This is a genomic window from Dietzia sp. WMMA184 (genome assembly GCF_002441635.1).
GTDB lineage: Bacteria > Actinomycetota > Actinomycetes > Mycobacteriales > Mycobacteriaceae > Dietzia > Dietzia kunjamensis.
Genome location: NZ_NXEI01000001.1, coordinates 2,308,440 through 2,327,479, shown reverse-complemented (window position 1 = coordinate 2,327,479; position 19,040 = coordinate 2,308,440). Strand labels below are relative to the sequence as shown.

Genomic DNA, 19,040 nt, shown 5'->3' with positions numbered 1-19,040 from the left:
ACGTTCCTGCCGGTGAAGGGAATTATTTCTCATGGCCTCGGTGACCTTCGAGAACGTGTCCATCATCTATCCGGGGGCCGCGCGACGCAGTGTCGACCGTCTGGATCTGGAGATCGCCGACGGCGAGTTCCTCGTCCTGGTCGGACCCTCCGGCTGCGGAAAATCGACGACCCTGCGCGCCCTGGCCGGTCTGGAGGACGTGGCGGCGGGACGGATCCTCATCGGTGACAGGGACGTGACGGGCACCGAGCCCAAGGACCGCGACATCGCGATGGTGTTCCAGAACTACGCGCTGTACCCGCATTACACGGTCCGCGAGAACATGGGTTTCGCACTGAAGCTGGCCAAGGCGTCCAAGTCGGAGATCACGGAGCGCGTCGACCGCGCGGCGGAGATGCTCGACCTGGTGCCGTATCTCGACCGCAAGCCCAAGGAGCTGTCCGGCGGCCAGCGTCAGCGCGTGGCCATGGGGCGGGCGATCGTGCGCAACCCGCAGGTCTTCCTCATGGACGAGCCGCTGTCCAACCTCGACGCCAAGCTCCGGGTGGCCACGCGCGCCCAGATCGCCAAGCTGCAGCGGGACCTGCACACCACGATGATCTACGTGACGCACGACCAGGTCGAGGCCATGACGATGGGCGACCGCGTCGCGGTGCTCAAGGACGGGGTGCTCCAGCAGGTCGACGCCCCGCGCGAGCTCTACAACAACCCGGTCAACGCCTTCGTGGCCGGCTTCATCGGGTCACCGTCCATGAACCTCTTCGACGCCCCGGTCGCCGACGGGGCGGTGGACCTCGAGGGGTTCCGCGAGCCCGTGCCCGCCGGCTCGGGGTCGAGGGTCACCGTCGGCGTGCGGCCCGAGCACCTGCGGATGGCCGCGGAAGGCCACGGGCTGGAGGTGACGGTGGACCTGGTGGAGGAGCTCGGGGCGGACAGCTACCTGCATTGCTCGACCCGCGAGAACCACCCGGTGGTGTATCGCGCGGAGTCGGGTGACCACCCCCGCAAGGGCGACACCATGTACCTCGAGGCGCTCGACGACGAGGTGCGGTTCTTCGACGTGGAATCCGGTCTCAGACTGCGCTGACCCCGTGGGGCCGGGGCCCGTGCAAACGGCGATGCACGCCGGCGTCCGCCCCGATCGGGTGTTGCTAGAGTGACTCCTGTGACCTCGCTCCCGTGACCATCCGTGGTGGCGGGAGCGACGGCGCGTCGGTCGCGTGTCCGCACGTGGTCCCGCGCCACCGCCGTCTCGTGGGTTACGCTCAGCAGGTCCTCAGTGAGACCCGCGTCACAGGCGGCACCGGTCCACTGCCCCGTCGGCACTCGCCGAGGGGAGTCGAGACACGACAGTAGGAGAGAGCGCATGGCCGTTCACGGCAGGTTCCTCAAGGCGGCGGCGGCCGCCTCCGTAGTCGCCCTGGTATCCACGGCGTGTGGATCGGGTGGCGATGAATCCGACGAGCAGGCGCAGGCCGGCACCTCGGGCGTCGGCCCCATCACCTTCGCGATGGGCAGCAACGACACCGACAAGCTCCGTCCCGTCATCGAGCAGTGGAACGCGGAGAACCCCGACCAGGAGGTCACCCTCCGCGAGCTGCCGGCCGAGCAGGACGGGCAGCGCGACACCCTGACGCAGTCGCTCCAGACCGAGAGCGGCGAGTACGACGTGTTCGCCCTCGACGTCACCGACACCGCGTACTTCGCGGCCAACGGGTGGCTGCAGCCGATCGAGAACGAGACCGAGGTCGACACCTCCGGGCTGATCGAGGCCGCCGTCGACTCGGCGACCTACAACGGCACCCTCTACGGCGTGCCGCAGAACACCAACGCCCAGCTCCTGTACTACCGCACCGACCTCCAGCCGGAGGCGCCCGCCAACTGGGAGGAGCTCGTCTCCTCCTGCGAGGCCGCGGAGGGTGCGAACGTCGACTGCCTGCAGACCCAGCTCAGCCAGTACGAGGGTCTCACCGTCGCCGCCACCCAGTTCATCCACAGCTGGGGCGGGCAGGTCGTCGGTGAGGACGGGAAGACGCCCGAGCTCGACACCGAGGAGGCGCGTGCGGGCCTGACCGCCCTCGTCGACGCCTACAAGGGCGGCGTCATCCCCCAGAAGACCGACGCGTTCACGGAGGAGGAGACCGCGCAGGCCTTCCTCGCCGGCGAGACCATGTACTCCTACAACTGGCCGTACATGTACGAGTCGGGCCAGTCCGACCCCACGTCGCAGGTCCAGGGTGACTTCCAGGTCGCCCCGATCGTCGGCAAGGACGGCGCCGGTCAGTCCACGCTCGGTGGCTACAACAACGCGATCAACGTGTTCTCCGAGAACAAGGAGACCGCGCGGGCCTTCCTCGAGTTCATCATCTCCGAGGACGTCCAGATGGGCTTCGCCGAGCAGTCGTTCCCGCCGGTGCTGTCCTCGATTTATGACGACGAGGCGCTCCAGCAGGAGTTCCCCTACATGCCGGCCCTGAAGGCGGCGCTCGACAACGCCGAGCCGCGCCCGGTCACCCCGTTCTATCCCTCCGTGTCCAAGGCGATCCAGGACAACACCTTCGCGGCGCTTCGCGGGGAGAAGGACGTGGAGCAGGCCCTCAACGACATGACGGCCGCGATCGAACAGGCACAGTGATTCACAACGCACAGTGATCCACCGAGCACGGTGATCGAACGAGGTCAACGATCACCGCGGTCCGGGTGATCGGCACACGGTCCGGTGGCAGACGGCTGTCGGACCAGGGCAGGTGGGCCCCGGGTAACGTTCCCGGGGCCCACCGGTCTCCGTGGTGGGGCGGGCGCGAATCCGGCGAGGAGCGAGGCGATGACGACGAGCGAGAACTCCCCGGCGCCACTGGTCGAGAAGAAGTTCGACTGGCGGCCGGTGTGGATGGTGGGTCCGGCCCTGGCCATCCTCGCGGTGGTGATCGGGTATCCGGTCATCCGCGCGGTGTACCTGTCGTTCATGGCCGACCGCGGCCTGGACCCGGCCACGGGCATGTTCTCGGAGGGCGGGTTCGCCGGCTTCCAGCACTACCTCTACTGGCTGACGCAGGCCTGCCCCGCTCCGGGCGGCGACGGCACGGTCACCTGTCCGCCGGGCGTCTCGTCCGTGGACTTCTGGCCCGCCATGGGCAACACGCTGTTCTTCACCGTCACCACCGTCTCCCTCGAGACGGTGCTCGGTTTCGCCATGGCCGTGGTCATGGGCAAGAGCATCTGGGGACGCTCCCTGCTGCGTGCCGCCGTGCTCGTCCCGTGGGCGATCCCCACCGCCGTCACGGCCAAGCTGTGGGCGTTCATCTTCGCCCCCAACGGGATCGCCAACACCATCCTGGGCACGAACATCGCCTGGACCACCGACCCGTTCTACGCCCGTATGGCCATCATCATCGCCGACGTGTGGAAGACCGCGCCGTTCATGGCGCTGCTCATCCTCGCCGGGTTGCAGATGATCCCCGGTGACGTCTACGAGGCGGCCCGCGTGGACGGCGCGTCCCGCTGGCAGCAATTCGTCCGCATCACCCTTCCGCTGGTGCGTCCCGCCCTCATGGTGGCGATCCTGTTCCGCACCCTCGACGCGCTGCGCATGTACGACCTGCCCGTCATCCTCGTGTCGGCCAACTCCAACTCGCCCACCGCGACCGTGTCGATGCTGGTGGTCAACGAGATGAGAATGGGCAACTTCAACAGTGCCTCCGCGATATCGACACTGGTGTTCCTGCTGGTCTTCGCCGTCGCGTACATCATGGTCAAATTCCTCGGCGCGAACGTCGTGGAGGATCGCACGGGCAAGAAGGGGGAGATCCGGTGAGCCACCGAGCGTCTGAACCGAGCACCTCGCCGACCGCGCCGACGACCACCTCGTCGTCGTCGACCCGCGGCCCCGACCGGCGCCGCGACGACGAGGACATCAAGCCACCACGCAAACCGCTCGGCCCCACCGTCAGCACCTACGTCGGCGCGCTACTCATCCTCATCTGGGGACTCGCGCCGTTCTACTGGATGCTGGTGACCGCGTTCCGCGACAACCGGTTCATCTTCTCCGCCAGCCCGGTGCCCTCGCACCTCACGCTCGACAACTTCCGTGAGGCGCTGGCCACGGACGGCGGCAACAACTTCCTGGGCGCGATCATCAACTCCGTGCTCATCAGCTCGATCACCACCGCCCTCGCGCTGACGTTCGGCGTGTTCACCGCCTACGCCCTCGCCAGGGTCGACTTCCGGGGCAAGTTCCTCGTCACCGGGATCATCCTCGCCGCGTCGATGTTCCCCGGCGTCGCCCTGGTCACGCCGCTGTTCCAGCTGTTCACGGACATCGGCTGGATCGGCACCTACCAGGCGCTCATCATCCCCAACATCTCGTTCGCGCTCCCGCTGACCATCTACACGCTCACGTCGTTCTTCAACGACCTGCCGTGGGAGCTGGAGGAGGCTGCCCGCGTCGATGGTGCGACCCGCGGCCAGGCGTTCATCAAGATCATCCTCCCGCTCGCCGCGCCGGCCCTGTTCACCACCGCGATCCTGGCGTTCATCATCACGTGGAACGAGTTCGTGCTCTCGCAGCAGCTGTCCACGACCGCGACCGAGCCCGTGACGGTGGCGATCGCCCGGTTCTCCGGGGTCAACCCGTACCTGCCGCCGCACGCGGCGATCATGGCCGCCGGCGCGCTCGTCACCGTGCCGCTGGTGATCATGGTGCTGATCTTCCAGCGACGGATCATCTCCGGCCTCACCGCCGGCGGCCTGAAGAGCTGATCGGCGGTGGCTCGGAGCGGCGGTGACGCCCTGGGCGCCCGGCAGCGGCTGGAGGTCATCGGCGGGTTCGTCGGGTTCTTCACCGTGCTGGCGTTGGTCAACGCGGTGGGCTTGATCCTCACCGGGCGACCGTCGATCTTCGCCTCGCTCGTGCTGGTGCTCATGCTGGTGGCGTCGTGGTACACGTACCGGACGTGGCGCCGGGTCGACCGGGCGGTCAAGCGGGGCTGACCCGCCGCGGCCCGCGCCGACACGCGCCCGCCCCAGCCCGCCCCGGTTCCCCCTCAGCCCGCCCGGTTCCCTCCCAACCCGAAATCCGCTACTCGGAATGCGGATTCGCTACGCCGATCGGGATAGCGGATCCGGATTCGGAGTAGCGGATTTCCGGCGCCGACGGGCAGGCTCGGCGCCGACGGGCAGGGTCAGCGCCGAGTCAGCGGCCGTCGCGCCAGGCCACCAGCGACTCGACCAGGTCCAGCGGGTAGTCGGGGCCGTTGAGCCCGACCGTGAAGAGGGTGACGCCCTCGGCGTGCAGGTCCTCGGCGAGCCGCTTCGCCTCGTCGGGCGAGCTGGCCCCGCCGATCTCCGTCGACCGCTCGATCTCGCCCGGATCGCGCCCCACGTCCGCGCAGTGCCCGGCGAGCACCTCCGACTTGTGGCGGTAGGTCTCCACGTCCACGAACGAGTGCCAGATGTCGGCGTGGCGGGCCACGTGTCGCAGGGTCTTCTTCTCACCGCCGCCACCGAGCAGCAAGGGGATATCCCTCGTCGGGGCGGGGGTGAGCGTGGCGAAGCGCTGCTCGATCCGATCGAGGGAGTGCCCGAGGTCGTCGAGCCGCGAGCCCTTGGTGCCGAACTCGTAGCCGTACTCGGCGTAGTCCCGCTCGAACCATCCGCTGCCCAGGCCCAGGATGAGGCGGCCGCCGGAGATGTGGTCGACGGTCCGGGCCATGTCGGCGAGCAGGTCGGGGTTGCGATAGGTGTTGCAGGTGACCAGGGCGCCGATCTCGACGCGTTCGGTCTGCTCGGCCCACGCGGCCAGCATCGTCCAACACTCGAAGTGGGCGCCGTCGGGATCACCGTAGAGCGGGAAGAAGTGGTCCCAGTTGAAGACCACGTCCACGCCCGCATCCTCGGAACGTCGGACGGCGTCCCGGATCAGTCCGTAGTCCGGCGAGTGCTGCGGCTGGAGCTGGACGGCGATGCGGACCGGGCGCGTGGGGTTCGGGGTCATGCGCCCCATTGTGGGGCGTGGCGCCGCCCCGCGCACCCGGCCCGTGCGTCTCAGCGCTCGCGCTCCAGGACGAACCAGAAGTGCTCGCCCTCGTGCACGGTGCCGCGCCCGTTCATCACCGCGAGAAGGGTGTCGGGTCCGACGACGGCGAAGTGGTCGATCACCGGCAGGCGGTCGTACACCATGGAGGCGGTCAGGGGCCGCGGAAGGAGACCACCCACAGGGACGCCCCGCCCCCGCCGGTCGCCGAGGTGTCCGGCACGACCTCACCGGAGTCGTCGGTGACGAGGATCGGGTCCACCTTGCGGGCCTCGGTGAAGTCCTTACCCCACCAGCGCATCTGCCCGAGCATGCCGAACATGGGGTGCCCGGTGTCCAGGCCGGTGCCCCTCCAGCGGCTGCCCGCGATGTCGTCGCGCGGCGACACCCGCGGTCCCGGCGGTCCCGGCCGCCCCGGCTGTACCGGCGGTGCTCACAGGCCGAGCGTCTTGCCGATGATGTCCCGCTGGACCTCGTTGGTGCCGCCGTAGATGGTGGAGACCACCGCCTGGCGGACCAGACGTTCCATCCCGTACTCGGTGGCGTACCCGTATCCGCCCATGGACTGCATGCACTCGAGCGTGACCCGCTTGCTCAGCTCGGACGCCTTGAGCTTGGCCATGGAGGCCTCGCGGGGGAACAGGGCCGTGGGGTCGGCCTCGTCGACCTTCCTGGCGACCGCGTAGACGAGCAGGCGCGTGGCCTCGATCTCGGTGGCGAGGTCGGCCATACGGTGGCGGAGCACCTGGAAGGAGCCGACGGGGCGGCCGAACTGCTCGCGCTCCTTGATGAAGGTCAGGCAGTCGTCGAACGCCCGCTGGGCCACGCCGAGCTGCATGGCGGCGAGGATGAGGCGCTCGGTGTTGAGCCCGGTCATGAGCTGCGCCCAGCCGCCGCCGACCTCTCCGATCACGGAGTCGGCGGGCAGGCGGACGTCGGTGAAGTAGAGGTCGTTGACCTCCTTGCCGCCCATGGTCTCGATCCCGGTGATCTGCAGGCCCTCGATGTCCGCGGGCACGTCGAACATCGTGATGCCCTCGTGCTTCTTGCCCGACGAGTCGGTGCGGGCGACGAGCAGGATGCGGTCGGCGAAGTGGGCGTTGGAACACCAGGTCTTCTGCCCGTTGATCACCCAGTCGTCGCCGTCGCGCTCGGCCTTGCAGCGCAGGGCGGCGACGTCGGACCCGGCGCCGGGCTCGGACATCGAGATGGACAGGGTGCCGCCGTTCACGACCAACTCGAGCGCGCGTCTGCGCTGCTCCTCGGTCCCGAACTTCTGGTACGCGGCGGCCGTGATGAGGGTGGGGCCGATGCCGCCGATCGGGGCGAGGCCGCGCAGGGAGTGCTCGAGCAGGAGGCACAGTTCGACGGCACCGGCGTCGGAGCCGCCGTACTCCTCGGGGACGGTCAGCCCCAACCATCCGAGCTCGGCCATCTTGGAGTAGATGTGCGGCGAGTGGGTGCCGCCCTCGGTGGTGAGCTCGCGTCGCTTCTCGACGCCGCCGACCTCGCGCGCGCAGAAGTCATCGATCGACTTGGCGAAGTCACGCTGCTCTTCGGTGAGGATGTCGAACACTTCTCGCCTCGTCTTTCTGTGTGGTTGCCCCGGTATCTGTCACGGGGTGTCGGTTGGGTGCACACTGGACTACTGTGGCCCGTATCACGGTACGCTACATCAAATATATGTGATCGGAAACGAGAGGACCTCAGATGACGACCACCGAGCCCAGCAAGACCGGCCCCACGTTCGCGAGCCTGGACCCCCGCGACGGCACCGTCCTCGCGGAGTACCCCGTCGCCGGTCCCGAGGAGGTCGCCCTCGCCGTGGAGCGTGCGCGTGCCGCGGCCCGCTGGTGGGCGAACCAGGGTCCGCGGGGTCGCCGTGAGTGGCTGCTGGAGTACAAGCGGGCGATCTCGTCCAGGGCCGAGGAGTTGGCGTCCCTGATCTCCGCCGAGACCGGGAAGCCGGACGAGGACGCGACCCTCGAGGTCATGCTCACCGTCAGCCATCTGGAGTGGGCGGCCAAGAACGCGGACAAGGTCCTGCGACGGCGCTCCGTCTCGGCCGGGCTGCTCATGAGCAACCAGGCCGCCTACGTGGAATATCAGCCCTACGGCGTGGTCGGCGCGATCGGCCCGTGGAACTACCCCGCGTTCACCCCGATGGGCACGCTGTCCTACGCCATGGCCGCGGGCAACGCGGTGGTGTTCAAGCCCAGCGAGCTCACGCCGGGTGTGGGCGTGTGGCTGGCGGAGGTGTGGGATTCCCTGGGCGCCTCCCAGCCGCTCATCCAGACGATCACCGGTGACGGCTCGACGGGTGCGGCGTTGTGCCGGGCGGGCGTGGACAAGCTCGCGTTCACCGGCTCCGCCGCGACGGGCCGCAAGGTCATGGCCGCCTGCGCGGAGACGCTCACGCCGGTCGTCATCGAGGGCGGTGGCAAGGACGCCCTGCTCGTCGACTCGGACGCGGATCTCGACGCGGCCGCCGACCAGGCGGTCTTCGGCGCCATGGGCAACGCGGGCCAGACCTGCGCGGGCGTGGAGCGGATCTACGTCCACTCGGACGTCCACGACGCGTTCGTCCAGAAGTTCACGGCCAAGGTCCGCGCGCTCACCCCGGGCAACTCGATCTCCTCCAGCTACGGGCCCATGACGCTGCCGGCACAGGTCGACATCGTCCGCAGGCACGTCAAGGACGCACTCGCGAAGGGGGGCAGGGCCGTACTCGGCGGCGAGGACTCCGTCGGCGAGAAGATCATCGAGCCGGTCGTCCTGGTCGACGTCCCCGAGAACTCGTCCGCGATCACCGAGGAGACCTTCGGCCCCACCGTCGTGATCAACCCTGTCGCGGACCTGGAGGAGGCGATCGAGAAGGCGAACGCCAGCAGCTACGGCCTCGGCGGGTCGATCTTCACCGGCAACAAGAAGCGGGGGCTGGCCCTGGCGGAGAAGTTGGACGTGGGCATGGTGTCGGTCAACTCGTTCCTCGCGTTCGCCGGCATCCCGGCGTTGCCGTTCGGCGGTTCGGGTGACTCGGGCTTCGGCCGCATCCACGGCGCCGACGGGTTGCGCGAGTTCGCCCGTCCCAAGGCCATCACCGCGCAGAAGTTCGCGGCCCCGCTGAACCTCATGACCATGACCCGCAAGCCGCGTGACATCAAGATCGTCAAGTGGATGCTCGCGAACGTCCAGGGAAGGATGTGAGGTGAGATGACCGCCACCTCCGAGAGAACCGAGGAGATGACGACGACGACGAGGGCCGCGGCCACCGAGCGGCCCGCCGTGCCCGGGGTGTTCGGATCGATCCCGGCCGACCTCGTCGCCGACGCCGCCGTCGACCACCCGCTCACGGCAGGGGTCCCGTTCAGGCCCGGGCGCTGGTACTGGCGTGATCTCATCGCGACTCTCGATCCGGTGGCGGACGCGGCGGAGATCCACCGCATCACCTCCGCGTACGAGTTCCCGTGGGACTATCAGCGGGCGCTCGAGCTGGCGCTGTACCGGACCTACTGCATCCCTTCGGTGTCGGCGGTCCTGGAGCAGGCGGGCAACTTCCGCGATCACCCGCAGAAGCGGTACGACGACACCGCGCTGCTCATGGTGGAGCTGGTCGAGCACGGGTACGACTCGCCCCGCGGCAAGGAGGCGCTGCGGGTGATCAACCGCCAACACGCGATGTACGAGATCACCAATGACGACATGCTCTATGTGTTGTCGACGTTCATCTACGAACCGCTCGAGTGGATCGATGCGAACGGCTGGCGGCGTCTGCATCCGAACGAACGGCTCGCGGCGTTCCACTTCTACCGCGCAGTCGGGGAGCGGATGAAGATCAAGGGGATCCCGCAGGGCATCGGGGAGTTCCGGCGCTGGCGGGACGACTACGAGGCGCGCACCATGCGCTACGCCCGGACCAACGAGCTCATCGGGACGTACACGCTCGATCTCATGTGTTCCTGGTACCCGGAGCCGGCCCGGCCGGTGGTCCGCAAGGTCGTGCAGGCGCTGATCGACGACGACATGACCCGCGCCTTCGGCTTCCCGTGGCAACCTCCGGCGTTCCGCGAGGCCGCCTACGCGGCGCTGCGGATGCGGTCGAAGGTGGTGCGGTGGCTGCCGGTCCGCCGCCGCGAGCTCGGGTCCCGTGGGACCGAGAACCGGACGTACCCGGGATACCCGGAGGGTTACCGTCCCGCCGACCTGGGGGCCTGCCCCATCCAGCCGCGCGACCGGGTGGTCGCCTGCCCGGTCGTGCACGCTCCAGCCGCCGGCTCCACCGGAGCCGCCTAACCCGGCGGAACTGCCGCCGCGCCCCGCGATTTCCGCACGTCGGGACGCCGAACCCGATGCCCGGAGAGGGTGCGTGACCCACGAGGGCGTGAGGGGCACATGGGTGCGCTTTCCGGGTTAGGTGGAACACGGTGTGATCTTGACAACACCGGCTACAGTGGGCATCGCGTAGCGACACTTACACATATATGTGATCGGATCCATGGTCGTTCTGGAGGGACGACGTCATCGCGGTCGGTTGCAGAAGGGATCAGTCGCCCATGCCAAGTCCTGAGGCCACCTCCGGTGGCACCTACGAGGAGGTCCAGCCGTGATCCGCACCCGATTCACCGTGGAGTTCGGCGTCCGTCATCCCATCGTCCAGGGCGGCATGATGTGGGTCGGCCGCGCCGAACTCGCCGCCGCCGTGTCCGAGGCCGGCGCGCTGGGGATCATCACCGGACTCACCCAACCCACGCCCGAGGACCTGGTCAAGGAGATCGCGCGCTGCCGGGAGATGACCGACCAGCCGTTCGGCGTCAACCTCACGATCCTTCCCGCGATCTCTCCGCCCCCGTACGCCGAGTACCGGCAGGCGATCGTCGAGTCGGGCGTGAAGATCGTCGAGACGGCCGGGTCCAATCCCAAGGACCACCTACCGGTGTTCCACGAGGCCGGCATCAAGGTGATCCACAAGTGCACCTCGGTCCGCCACGCGATCAAGGCCGAGCAGCTCGGTGTGGACGCGGTGTCGATCGACGGCTTCGAGTGCGCGGGCCACCCGGGGGAGGACGACGTCCCCGGCCTGGTGCTCATCCCTGCCGCGGCGGCGAGGCTGTCCGTCCCGATCCTCGCCTCCGGCGGGATCGCCGACGCCCGCGGCATGGTGGCAGCACTGGCGCTGGGAGCCGACGGCGCCAACATGGGCACCCGCTTCATGTGCACGGCCGAGTCGCCGGTGGCCGAGCAGGTCAAACAACAGATCGTGGCCAACACCGAGCTCGACACGAAGCTGATCTTCCGGACACTGCACAACACCGCGCGGGTGGCCGCCAACGCCGTCTCCGCCGAGGTCGTGTCGAAAGAGGCCCAGGGTGCCGAGTTCTCCGACATCCAGCACCTCGTCGCCGGAGCCCGCGGACGCAAGGTCTTCGAGGACGGCGACCTGGACGCGGGCATCTGGAGCGCCGGCCAGTGTCAGGGTCTGATCCACGACGTGCCCACCGCGGCGGAGCTCGTCGACCGGATGATGGCCGAGGCTGAGGAGATCATCACCGGCAGGCTGGCCGGGATGGTCGAGGCGGGGGAGACGGTCCGATGACCGCGACCGGACGTGACGCCATCAAGGTCGACCATGACGACCTGGGCGTGACCACGATCAGTATCAACCGGCCCGACCGGATGAACGCGCTCGACCACCCCACCGTCACCGCGCTGACCGAGCTCATCATCGAACACGGCAGCGATCCGGGCACCCGGGTCATCGTGCTTTCAGGGGAGGGCGGGGCGTTCACCACCGGAGCTGACCTGCAGGCGATCAAGGACGCCGGCGCGGACGCGCCCAGCCCCGACGCGACCATGGCCGGGGCCGCCGCACTGGTCCGCGCGGTCCTCACGGTCCCGGTCCCGGTAATCGCCGCCGTCACCGGCCCGGCGGCCGGGGTGGGCGTCTCGCTCGCGCTGGCCTCCGACCTCGTCCTCATGTCGGAGGACGCCTACCTACTGTTCGCGTTCACCAACATCGGACTCATGCCCGACGGCGGCGCCAGCGTGCTGCTGCCCGCGGCCGTCGGACGGTCGATCGCCTCGCGCATGCTGCTGCGTGGCGACGCCGTCTCCGCCGCGGAGGCCCACGACGTCGGACTGGCCATGGAGGTCCACCCGACCGCGGACCTCGAGCCCGCCGCCGCGAAGCTCGCCCGCCGACTGGCCCGGGGTCCGCGCCGCGCCCTGGAACTGACCAAGAGGGCCGTCACCGGGGCCACGCTCGCCGAGCTGGACGCGGCCCTGGCCAGGGAACACGAGGGCCAGTGCGAGCTGCTGATCTCCCCCGACTTCGCCGAGGGCGTGTCCTCGATCCTCGAGAAACGGCGCCCGAACTTCTCCTGAACCGTCCCTCCTGTCACCTGCCCCTCCCGTCACCCACCGCCCGACGAAAGGCCGAGATCATGACCACCGCCACGGATCCCATCGCCGAACTCCACGCGGCACGTCGCAACAACTGGAACACGTGGGTCGCCACCCACGCCGAGATGCAGCCCGACGCCGAGGCGCTGCGGTTCCTCGGCCAGACCACCACGTGGTCCCAGCTGCACGGCCGCAGCAACCGCTTCGCCGACGCGTTGGCCCGCCGCGGTGTGGGCAGGGGCGACCGGGTCATGCTCATCACGCTCAACAACCCGGAGTTCGTCGAGGCGGTCCTGGGCATCAACGAGCTGGGTGCCATCGCGGTCCCGGTGAACTTCCGTCTCACCCCCGGCGAGCTCGCCTACCTGGTCAGCGATTGCACGCCGAAGGGCGTCATCACCGACGCGATGCTCGCCCCGCTCGTCGGCGCGATCCGCGCCCAGGGCGAGGAGCCGGGCCACCACATCGTCATCGGCGGTGAACCGGGGACGCCCGACCAGACCACGTACGCGGACGCGATCGCGGAGGAGGGCCAGCCGCACGAGCCCGTCGACGTCCCCGAGGACTCCACCGCGCTCATCATGTACACCTCGGGCACCACGGGTCGCCCCAAGGGCGCGATGCTCTCCTACGAGAACCTCACGGCGCAGTCCCTGACCTGCATCCGGGTGTTCCGACTGTTCGAGGAGGACGGGCGCGCACTGTGCGCCGCCCCGATGTTCCACATCGCGGCGCTCGGCTCGATCGCGCCGAGCCTCCAACTCGGCGGCGTCACGGTGGTCCACCCGCTGCAGGCCTTCGACCCCGCAGCGGTCCTGGACACCCTCGAGGCCGAGCACATCACCAGCATCTTCCTCGTCCCCGTGCAGTGGCAGGCCGTCTGTGCCGAGCAGCAGGCCCGCCCGCGCAGCCTGGTGCTGCGCACCATCTCCTGGGGCGCGGCCCCGTCCACCGACACGATCCTGCGCGCCATGGCCGAGACCTTCCCGGACGCCCTGAACTGCGCGGTGTTCGGCCAGACCGAGATGAGCCCCATCACCTGTGCCCTCGACGGCGATGACGCGATCCGCAAGATCGGCTCCGTCGGCAAGGTCATCCCCACCCTCCAGGCCCGCGTCGTCGACGCCTTCGGCGAGCTCGTCGGCCCGGGTGAGGTCGGCGAGATCGTCTACCGCGGTCCCACCACCATGTCCGGCTACTGGAACAAGCCCAAGGAGACGGCGGAGGCCTTCGAGGGCGGGTGGTTCCACTCCGGCGACCTGGTCCGCATGGACGACGAGGGCTTCGTCTACGTGGTGGACCGCAAGAAGGACATGATCATCTCCGGCGGCGAGAACATCTACTGCGCCGAGGTGGAGAACATCATCGCCGGGCACCCGAGGATCCGCGAGGTCGCGGTGATCGGCCGCAAGGACGACAGGTGGGGCGAGGTCCCCGTCGCAGTGGTCGCCCAGAACGTGGAGGACGGCGTTGCCGATCTCACCCTCGAGGAGCTCAGCGAGTGGCTGCGGGACAAGCTCGCCGGCTTCAAGCTCCCCAAGCATCTGGTCCACGTCGACGAACTCCCCCGCAACGCCAGCGGCAAGGTCGTCAAGGGCACACTGCGTTCCGAGCACGGCACCGTGGGCGTCTGAGCTGGTGTCACGGCTCCCGTCCGACCACTCCGGGAGAGCAGGGAAGTGCTCACCAGCTCTATCGTCGGGCCGGATCCACAGGTGCGCGACCACCGGCTTCCTGCAGCGACCGTTCCGGAATGAACTCGGAATCCCGTGGAGTTCGCACGCGGCCCGACGAACTCCCCCGGACGGTTCGGACGGCCACCTACCGCATCCTGTTCAAACCGATCTGAGGTGGAGAGTGCGGACGGACCGATCACTGAAGTGGGACTCAGTGCTCGGGGTCGAGTTCCGGTGCGCGCTCGTCGTCCCACACGCCCGCTCGCTCGAGATGGGCGATGAGCAGACTCGCGCCACCGGTGAACTCGGCGTCCACCACTTCGTGGGCCGTCTCGACGTCGCCGTCACGCAGCGCCTCGAGCATGCGGCGGTTGTCCGTCAGTGCGCCCGCACGCCACTCGGGGTCGTCCGCGTACAGCCGGTAGGGCATGTAGCGGGCGGCGTTGGACAGGAACCGGGACAGCTTGTCCGAGCGGGAAGCCCGGTTGAGGCACCGGTGGATCGCGTACTGGGCGTGCACCACGCCGTCGGTGTCATCTGACGCGGATGCCTTCTCGAATTCGTCGATCAGACGACCGTGGAACTCGAGAGTTTCCGCGTCGTAGCGGGTGATGGCCCGGTCGACGATGCGCTTGGAGAGTTCCGCTTGGAGCCAGAAGATGTCCTCGATGTCCTGGCGGCTCATCGGCGAGACCAGGTAGCCGCGCCGCGGCACCAGATCGACGAGGCCCTCGCCGCGCAGGGTGAGTAGTGCCTCCCGGACCGGGGTCACGCTCACCCCGAGTGCGGAGGCGGTCTCGTCGAGCCGGATGAAGGACCCCGGGCGGACATCGCCGCTCATGATCCGAGTCCGCACGTGGTCGGCGACCTCCTCGGAGAGCTGCGGGCGCTGGCCGAGTCGTGTGGGGGCCACGTCCGCCACCTCATTCCACGAGAGAAGGGCACCCACCCGGAGCGCCGAGACCGATGATCTAAATCAAATATATCTGTAGTGGCTCACACTACCTCGCCGGGGGCGGGGCATCCACCCACCGCCGAGAAGGGTTCACGTGAAACATCTCTCGCTCGCCTTCGTTTCGGTTATGACAACCCTCGACCGGCCCGTCTCCTCGGGGCGCTGCAGCGCGGGTCGGAATCGGCGACAGTTCGGCGGTGGCCCCGCGGCGACCGTCGGCGACCCGCGAGTGGCGCCCCCGACCCGCGACATGGAGCCCGACCGGCGGGGCACGGTGCCCGACCGGCGGGGCGCCCGGGCCCGCCCGCACCGGGACCGGCCGAGGGGAAGGATGCGTTTACGCGCAGCGACGTCGGCCGTGCCACTCGAGCGTGCGATGCGCGGACATCCGCACGAACCTTCCTGCGGAGAGGGCCGAATAGCGCGGAGGGGCTGCGTGGCAGCCACCGCCGGGCGAGACTGGGCCCATGACGTCAACCGAGAACCGTCCCGCCGTCCGTACCGAGCGCCGGGACCACGTCCTACTCGTCACCCTCGACCGCCCGGAGGCCCGCAACGCCGTCAACGGCGAGGTCAGCACGCTGCTGGGCAACGCGCTGCACGAGGCGGACACCGATCCCGAGATCCGGGTCGTGGTGATCACCGGCGCGGGAGAGCGGTCCTTCTGCGCGGGCGCCGACCTCAAGGCCATCTCCCGGGGTGAGGACATCTTCCCGGCCGAGAACCGGCGGTGGGGATTCGCGGGGATGATGCAGCAGTACGTCTCGGTCCCCGTGATCGGCGCGGTCAACGGCACCGCACTGGGTGGGGGCTGCGAGATCGCCCTGGCCTGCGACCTCGTGGTGGCCGCCGACCACGCGGTGTTCGGTCTGCCGGAGGTGCGGCGTGGGCTCATCGCCGCCGCCGGTGGCGCGTTCCGGCTGCCGGCCCAGCTGCCCCACCGGGTGGCCATGGAGATGATGCTCACCGGCGAGCCGATCACCGCCGGGCGGGCGCTCGACCTGCACCTGATCAACCACGTCGTCCCGGCCGACCGGCTGCTCGACACCGCGCTCGAGCTCGCCGGGACCATCGCCGCCAACGCGCCGCTGGCGGTCCAGGGGACCAAGCGGGTCGCGCTCGGTATCACCGACGGCGGGCGTCCGGCGGAGGTCGACAAGTGGAAGGTCAATGACACGGAGACGATCACCGTCATGACCTCCGAGGACGCGGCCGAGGGCCCGAGGGCGTTCGCGGAGAAGCGTGCCCCGGTGTGGAAGGCGCGCTGAACCCGGATCCGATGAGACCCATCCCACAATCCGACCGGATGTGAACTCCGCCCCCCGGCCCTACATTTCCTTTATGGAAGCAGTGTTGAGGTCGATGGTCGTCGAAGAGGACCTGCACGTCCTCGACACCGCGAGCAGGGAGTTGACGCCCCGGGCGGCGGAGCTGCTGGCCCTGCGGGGTGGAGGTGGCGCGGGAGAGGAACTGCGCAACTGCGTCATCCGCGCCGCGACCGCCCCTGCCGGGTCCGCGACGGAGCTGCGGTCGGCCCTCCGCGCGGAGCGGGCGGGGCTCAACGGGGCGGGGGCCGAGCTCGGGCTGGCGGTGGTCGCCGCCGGGGCCGTCCCGCTCGTGCCCCCCGGGTCCGCCCTCGTCGACGAGACGCCGAGGACTCGTCGACTCCTGGCCGACTACGAGTACCTGGCCCGGGATCAGATCTACTGTGGCGTCCGGATCCGGGTCGAGGCCCATGGCGCAGACGAGGCGGTCGCGGTGTCCTGCCGGATCGCTCCGTACCTGCCGGTGTTCCTCGCGCTCACGGCGAGCTCGCCCTTCCTGAGGGACGGGTCGGACTCCGGCTACGCGAGTTGCCGCTCGGTGGCGGCCTCGCAGTGGCCCACGGCGGCGCCCGTGGCGGGCGTGTGCTCGGCCGCCGAGTACGACGAGTTGGTGGCCGACCTCGTGGCCAGCGGGGTGGTCGTCGATGCGTCGATGGTGGGCTTCGGTGTGCAGCCCGGGGCCGACCGGCGGTCCGTGGAGCTGCAGGTGGGCGACGCCTGTCCCTCCGCCGAAGCCACCGTTCTGGCCGCCGCCCTGTTCCGGGCCCTCGTCGAGCGCGAGGCGACCGCCGTCGCCGACGGCGCCGGGTCGGCGGCCCCCGCCGAGACGAGGCTGCGGGCGGCCCTGTGGCGCGCGGCCCGGTCGGGCCTCGAGGGTGATCTCGTGGACCCCGTCACCTTCCGGGCCCGGCCCGCCACCGACGTCGTCTCGGATCTGGTGGAGTCCCTGACCGGCGAGTTGAACCGGTCGGGTGACCTCGACACCGTGCGCACCCTGCTCGACAACGCGCTCTACAACGGCAGCAGTGCGTTCCGGCAGCGCCAGGCCCTCCGCCGGCGGGGGCACCCCCACGACGTGGTCGACCTGCTCGCGGCGGAGACCGCCGGGATCAGCGGTCCCCGGTCGGCGGTCCCCGATGCCCACTCACGACTGTTCGGCGTCTACGAACCGATCGAGGGCCTCGACGCCGACCCGAGCTGGGACGAGGCGGTCGAGGAGGGGGGTGCCCCCCGTGAGGCCTACGCTCCCGTGATGTCGGCCCTGGACCGGGCGGGCACCGTGCGGCTCCGGTCGCGACAGGTGACGGCGGAGAAGGAGGCCTCGGTGGCCGGGGTGACGTTCCGGGTCACCGGACAGGAGCGGCCCCAGGCGTTCCCCATGGACTTCGTACCCCGCATCATCTCGCCCGAAGTGTGGCGGGTGCTGGCCGCCGGCACGGAGCAGCGCGCCCGCGCCCTGGACGCCTTCCTCGACGACATCTACGGCCAGCGCGAGTTCGTGCGCGCGGGGCACATGACGCCCGAGTCCCTGGACCGCGCCCCCGGTCACCGCAGCACGGGACGCGTACAGCGGCCGGGTCGGACGCGGGCGCACATCTGCGGGATCGACCTGGTGTGCGGGGACGACGGCACGTGGTTCGTGCTGGAGGACAACGTCCGGGTGCCCTCCGGGATCGCCTTCTCCCACGCCCTGCGACAGATGACCACCTCCCTGTTCGGCGACCTCACGGGCGGGTTCGATCTCCACGCGCCGGACGAGGCGTTCGGCATGATCCGCGAGACGCTCGAGGCGGCCGCGCCGCCGGCCGCCGGGGACGAGCCGCAGCTCGCGGTCGTCTCCTCCGGGCCGACCGACTCGGCCTGGTTCGAGCACCGACTCATCGCGCAGCGCACCGGACTGCCGCTGGTCACGCCCGACCGGCTCACCTTCCGGGACGGGGTGCTGCACCATCGCGCGGGCCGCGATCTGCACCGGGTGGACGTCATGTACGCCCGGATAGACGAGGACATGCTCCTCAGCTCGCCGGGCGACGACGGCATCCCGCTGCGCGACGGGCTGCTCGACGCGCTCGGGGCCGGACGCCTGACCATCGCCAACGCCCTCGGCAACGGGGTGGCCGACGACAAGGCCGTCTACGCCTCCGTCCCCGCCATGATCGACTTCTACCTGGGGGAGACCCCGATCCTCGAGCAGGTCCCCACCTACCTGTGTGCCGACCGGACGCAGCGGGACCTCGTGTTGGACCGCCTCGGCGAGCTGGTGGTCAAGCCGATCGACGGGTACGGCGGACTCGGGATCACCATCGGGCCGGAGTGCTCGGAGGCGGAGCTGGCCGCCCGCCGGGAGGACCTGCTCACCCGGCCGGAGGGGTTCATCGCCCAGGAGGTCGTGCCCCTGTCCACGTTGCCGACCTTCGACGGGACCCGGATGCAGCGCCGGCACGTGGACCTCCGCGCGTTCGCCCACGTCCGACGCGAGGGGGGCAGGACCACCGCGCACGCGGTCCCGGCCGGGCTCACCCGGGTCGCGCCGGCGGGATCGATGATCGTCAACTCCTCGCGGGGCGGCGGCGGCAAGGACACGTGGATCATGCGGTGACCCCCGCGCCGGGCCCGGGGAGCTGCTGCGGGTGCGGGCTCGCCCGGGTTCCCTT

The 19,040-nt window shown here is 69.7% G+C and carries 17 protein-coding genes; 12 read left to right on the top strand and 5 right to left on the bottom strand.

From position 1 onward, the window contains the following. The first annotated feature begins 31 nt into the window (after positions 1-31). The 5 genes from CK206_RS10595 to CK206_RS10575 all read left to right on the top strand — a co-directional run bounded on the left by CK206_RS10595 (position 32) and on the right by CK206_RS10575 (position 4,989). Complete coding sequence (locus tag CK206_RS10595; RefSeq protein ID WP_096906374.1) at positions 32-1,087, top strand: ABC transporter ATP-binding protein; 1,056 nt, start codon at positions 32-34, stop codon at positions 1,085-1,087. 279 nt (positions 1,088-1,366) lie between these two features. Further along, entirely contained in the window at positions 1,367-2,635 is a 1,269-nt protein-coding gene (locus tag CK206_RS10590) for an ABC transporter substrate-binding protein (RefSeq protein WP_096906373.1), read from the top strand. A gap of 189 nt (positions 2,636-2,824) precedes the next feature. Further along, complete coding sequence (locus CK206_RS10585) at positions 2,825-3,814, top strand: carbohydrate ABC transporter permease (RefSeq protein WP_096906372.1); 990 nt, start codon at positions 2,825-2,827, stop codon at positions 3,812-3,814. A 98-nt stretch (positions 3,815-3,912) separates the two neighbouring features. Continuing rightward, positions 3,913-4,758: a carbohydrate ABC transporter permease gene (locus CK206_RS10580; RefSeq protein ID WP_067720228.1), complete on the top strand. Its 846-nt coding sequence runs from the start codon at positions 3,913-3,915 to the stop codon at positions 4,756-4,758. Between the two features lie 6 nt (positions 4,759-4,764). Next, complete coding sequence (locus CK206_RS10575; RefSeq protein ID WP_007627187.1) at positions 4,765-4,989, top strand: hypothetical protein; 225 nt, start codon at positions 4,765-4,767, stop codon at positions 4,987-4,989. 202 nt (positions 4,990-5,191) lie between these two features. Here the strand turns inward: CK206_RS10575 and CK206_RS10570 are convergent, their stop codons facing one another. The 4 genes from CK206_RS10570 to CK206_RS10560 are packed head-to-tail and all read right to left on the bottom strand — an operon-like array spanning position 5,192 to position 7,607. Further along, the gene (locus CK206_RS10570; RefSeq protein ID WP_096906371.1) at positions 5,192-5,992 is read right to left on the bottom strand and encodes an LLM class F420-dependent oxidoreductase; all 801 of its coding nucleotides are present in this window, start codon (positions 5,990-5,992) and stop codon (positions 5,192-5,194) included. A gap of 50 nt (positions 5,993-6,042) precedes the next feature. After that, on the bottom strand, positions 6,043-6,177 hold the full coding sequence (locus CK206_RS20325; RefSeq protein ID WP_253702292.1) for a DUF4334 domain-containing protein: 135 nt from the start codon (positions 6,175-6,177) through the stop codon (positions 6,043-6,045). Positions 6,178-6,185: 8 nt separating this feature from the next. Continuing rightward, positions 6,186-6,419, bottom strand: coding sequence for a GXWXG domain-containing protein (locus CK206_RS20320; RefSeq protein WP_254050546.1), 234 nt, complete (start codon positions 6,417-6,419; stop codon positions 6,186-6,188). A gap of 45 nt (positions 6,420-6,464) precedes the next feature. Then, on the bottom strand, positions 6,465-7,607 hold the full coding sequence (locus CK206_RS10560; RefSeq protein ID WP_096906370.1) for an acyl-CoA dehydrogenase family protein: 1,143 nt from the start codon (positions 7,605-7,607) through the stop codon (positions 6,465-6,467). A gap of 134 nt (positions 7,608-7,741) precedes the next feature. On the opposite strand from CK206_RS10560, the gene CK206_RS10555 reads away from it, so the two are divergent. The 5 genes from CK206_RS10555 (at position 7,742) to fadD5 (ending at position 14,064) form a co-directional block, all read left to right on the top strand. After that, on the top strand, positions 7,742-9,238 hold the full coding sequence (locus CK206_RS10555) for an aldehyde dehydrogenase family protein (RefSeq protein WP_007627191.1): 1,497 nt from the start codon (positions 7,742-7,744) through the stop codon (positions 9,236-9,238). 6 nt (positions 9,239-9,244) lie between these two features. Further along, the gene (locus CK206_RS10550; RefSeq protein WP_096906369.1) at positions 9,245-10,324 is read left to right on the top strand and encodes an oxygenase MpaB family protein; all 1,080 of its coding nucleotides are present in this window, start codon (positions 9,245-9,247) and stop codon (positions 10,322-10,324) included. A 313-nt stretch (positions 10,325-10,637) separates the two neighbouring features. Continuing rightward, entirely contained in the window at positions 10,638-11,624 is a 987-nt protein-coding gene (locus CK206_RS10545; protein WP_173674843.1) for a nitronate monooxygenase family protein, read from the top strand. Further along, complete coding sequence (locus CK206_RS10540) at positions 11,621-12,412, top strand: enoyl-CoA hydratase-related protein (RefSeq protein WP_096906367.1); 792 nt, start codon at positions 11,621-11,623, stop codon at positions 12,410-12,412. Before CK206_RS10545 ends, CK206_RS10540 begins: the two co-directional genes overlap by 4 nt. 59 nt (positions 12,413-12,471) lie before the next feature. Next, on the top strand, positions 12,472-14,064 hold the full coding sequence (gene fadD5, locus CK206_RS10535) for a fatty-acid--CoA ligase FadD5 (protein WP_096906366.1): 1,593 nt from the start codon (positions 12,472-12,474) through the stop codon (positions 14,062-14,064). A 253-nt stretch (positions 14,065-14,317) separates the two neighbouring features. On the opposite strand, the gene CK206_RS10530 is transcribed toward fadD5, so the two are convergent. Then, positions 14,318-15,028 carry a GntR family transcriptional regulator gene (locus CK206_RS10530; protein ID WP_007627198.1) on the bottom strand — a complete coding sequence of 237 codons (711 nt, stop codon included), beginning with the start codon at positions 15,026-15,028 and terminating at the stop codon, positions 14,318-14,320. A gap of 500 nt (positions 15,029-15,528) precedes the next feature. Between CK206_RS10530 and CK206_RS10525 the strand changes: the two genes are divergently transcribed. Together CK206_RS10525 and CK206_RS10520 are read left to right on the top strand one after the other, a co-directional pair. After that, positions 15,529-16,329, top strand: a complete 801-nt coding sequence (locus tag CK206_RS10525; protein WP_096906365.1) for a crotonase/enoyl-CoA hydratase family protein — start codon at positions 15,529-15,531, stop codon at positions 16,327-16,329. Positions 16,330-16,402: 73 nt separating this feature from the next. Then, the gene (locus tag CK206_RS10520) at positions 16,403-18,985 is read left to right on the top strand and encodes a carboxylate--amine ligase/circularly permuted type 2 ATP-grasp protein (RefSeq protein ID WP_254050545.1); all 2,583 of its coding nucleotides are present in this window, start codon (positions 16,403-16,405) and stop codon (positions 18,983-18,985) included. The last annotated feature ends 55 nt before the right edge of the window (positions 18,986-19,040 follow it).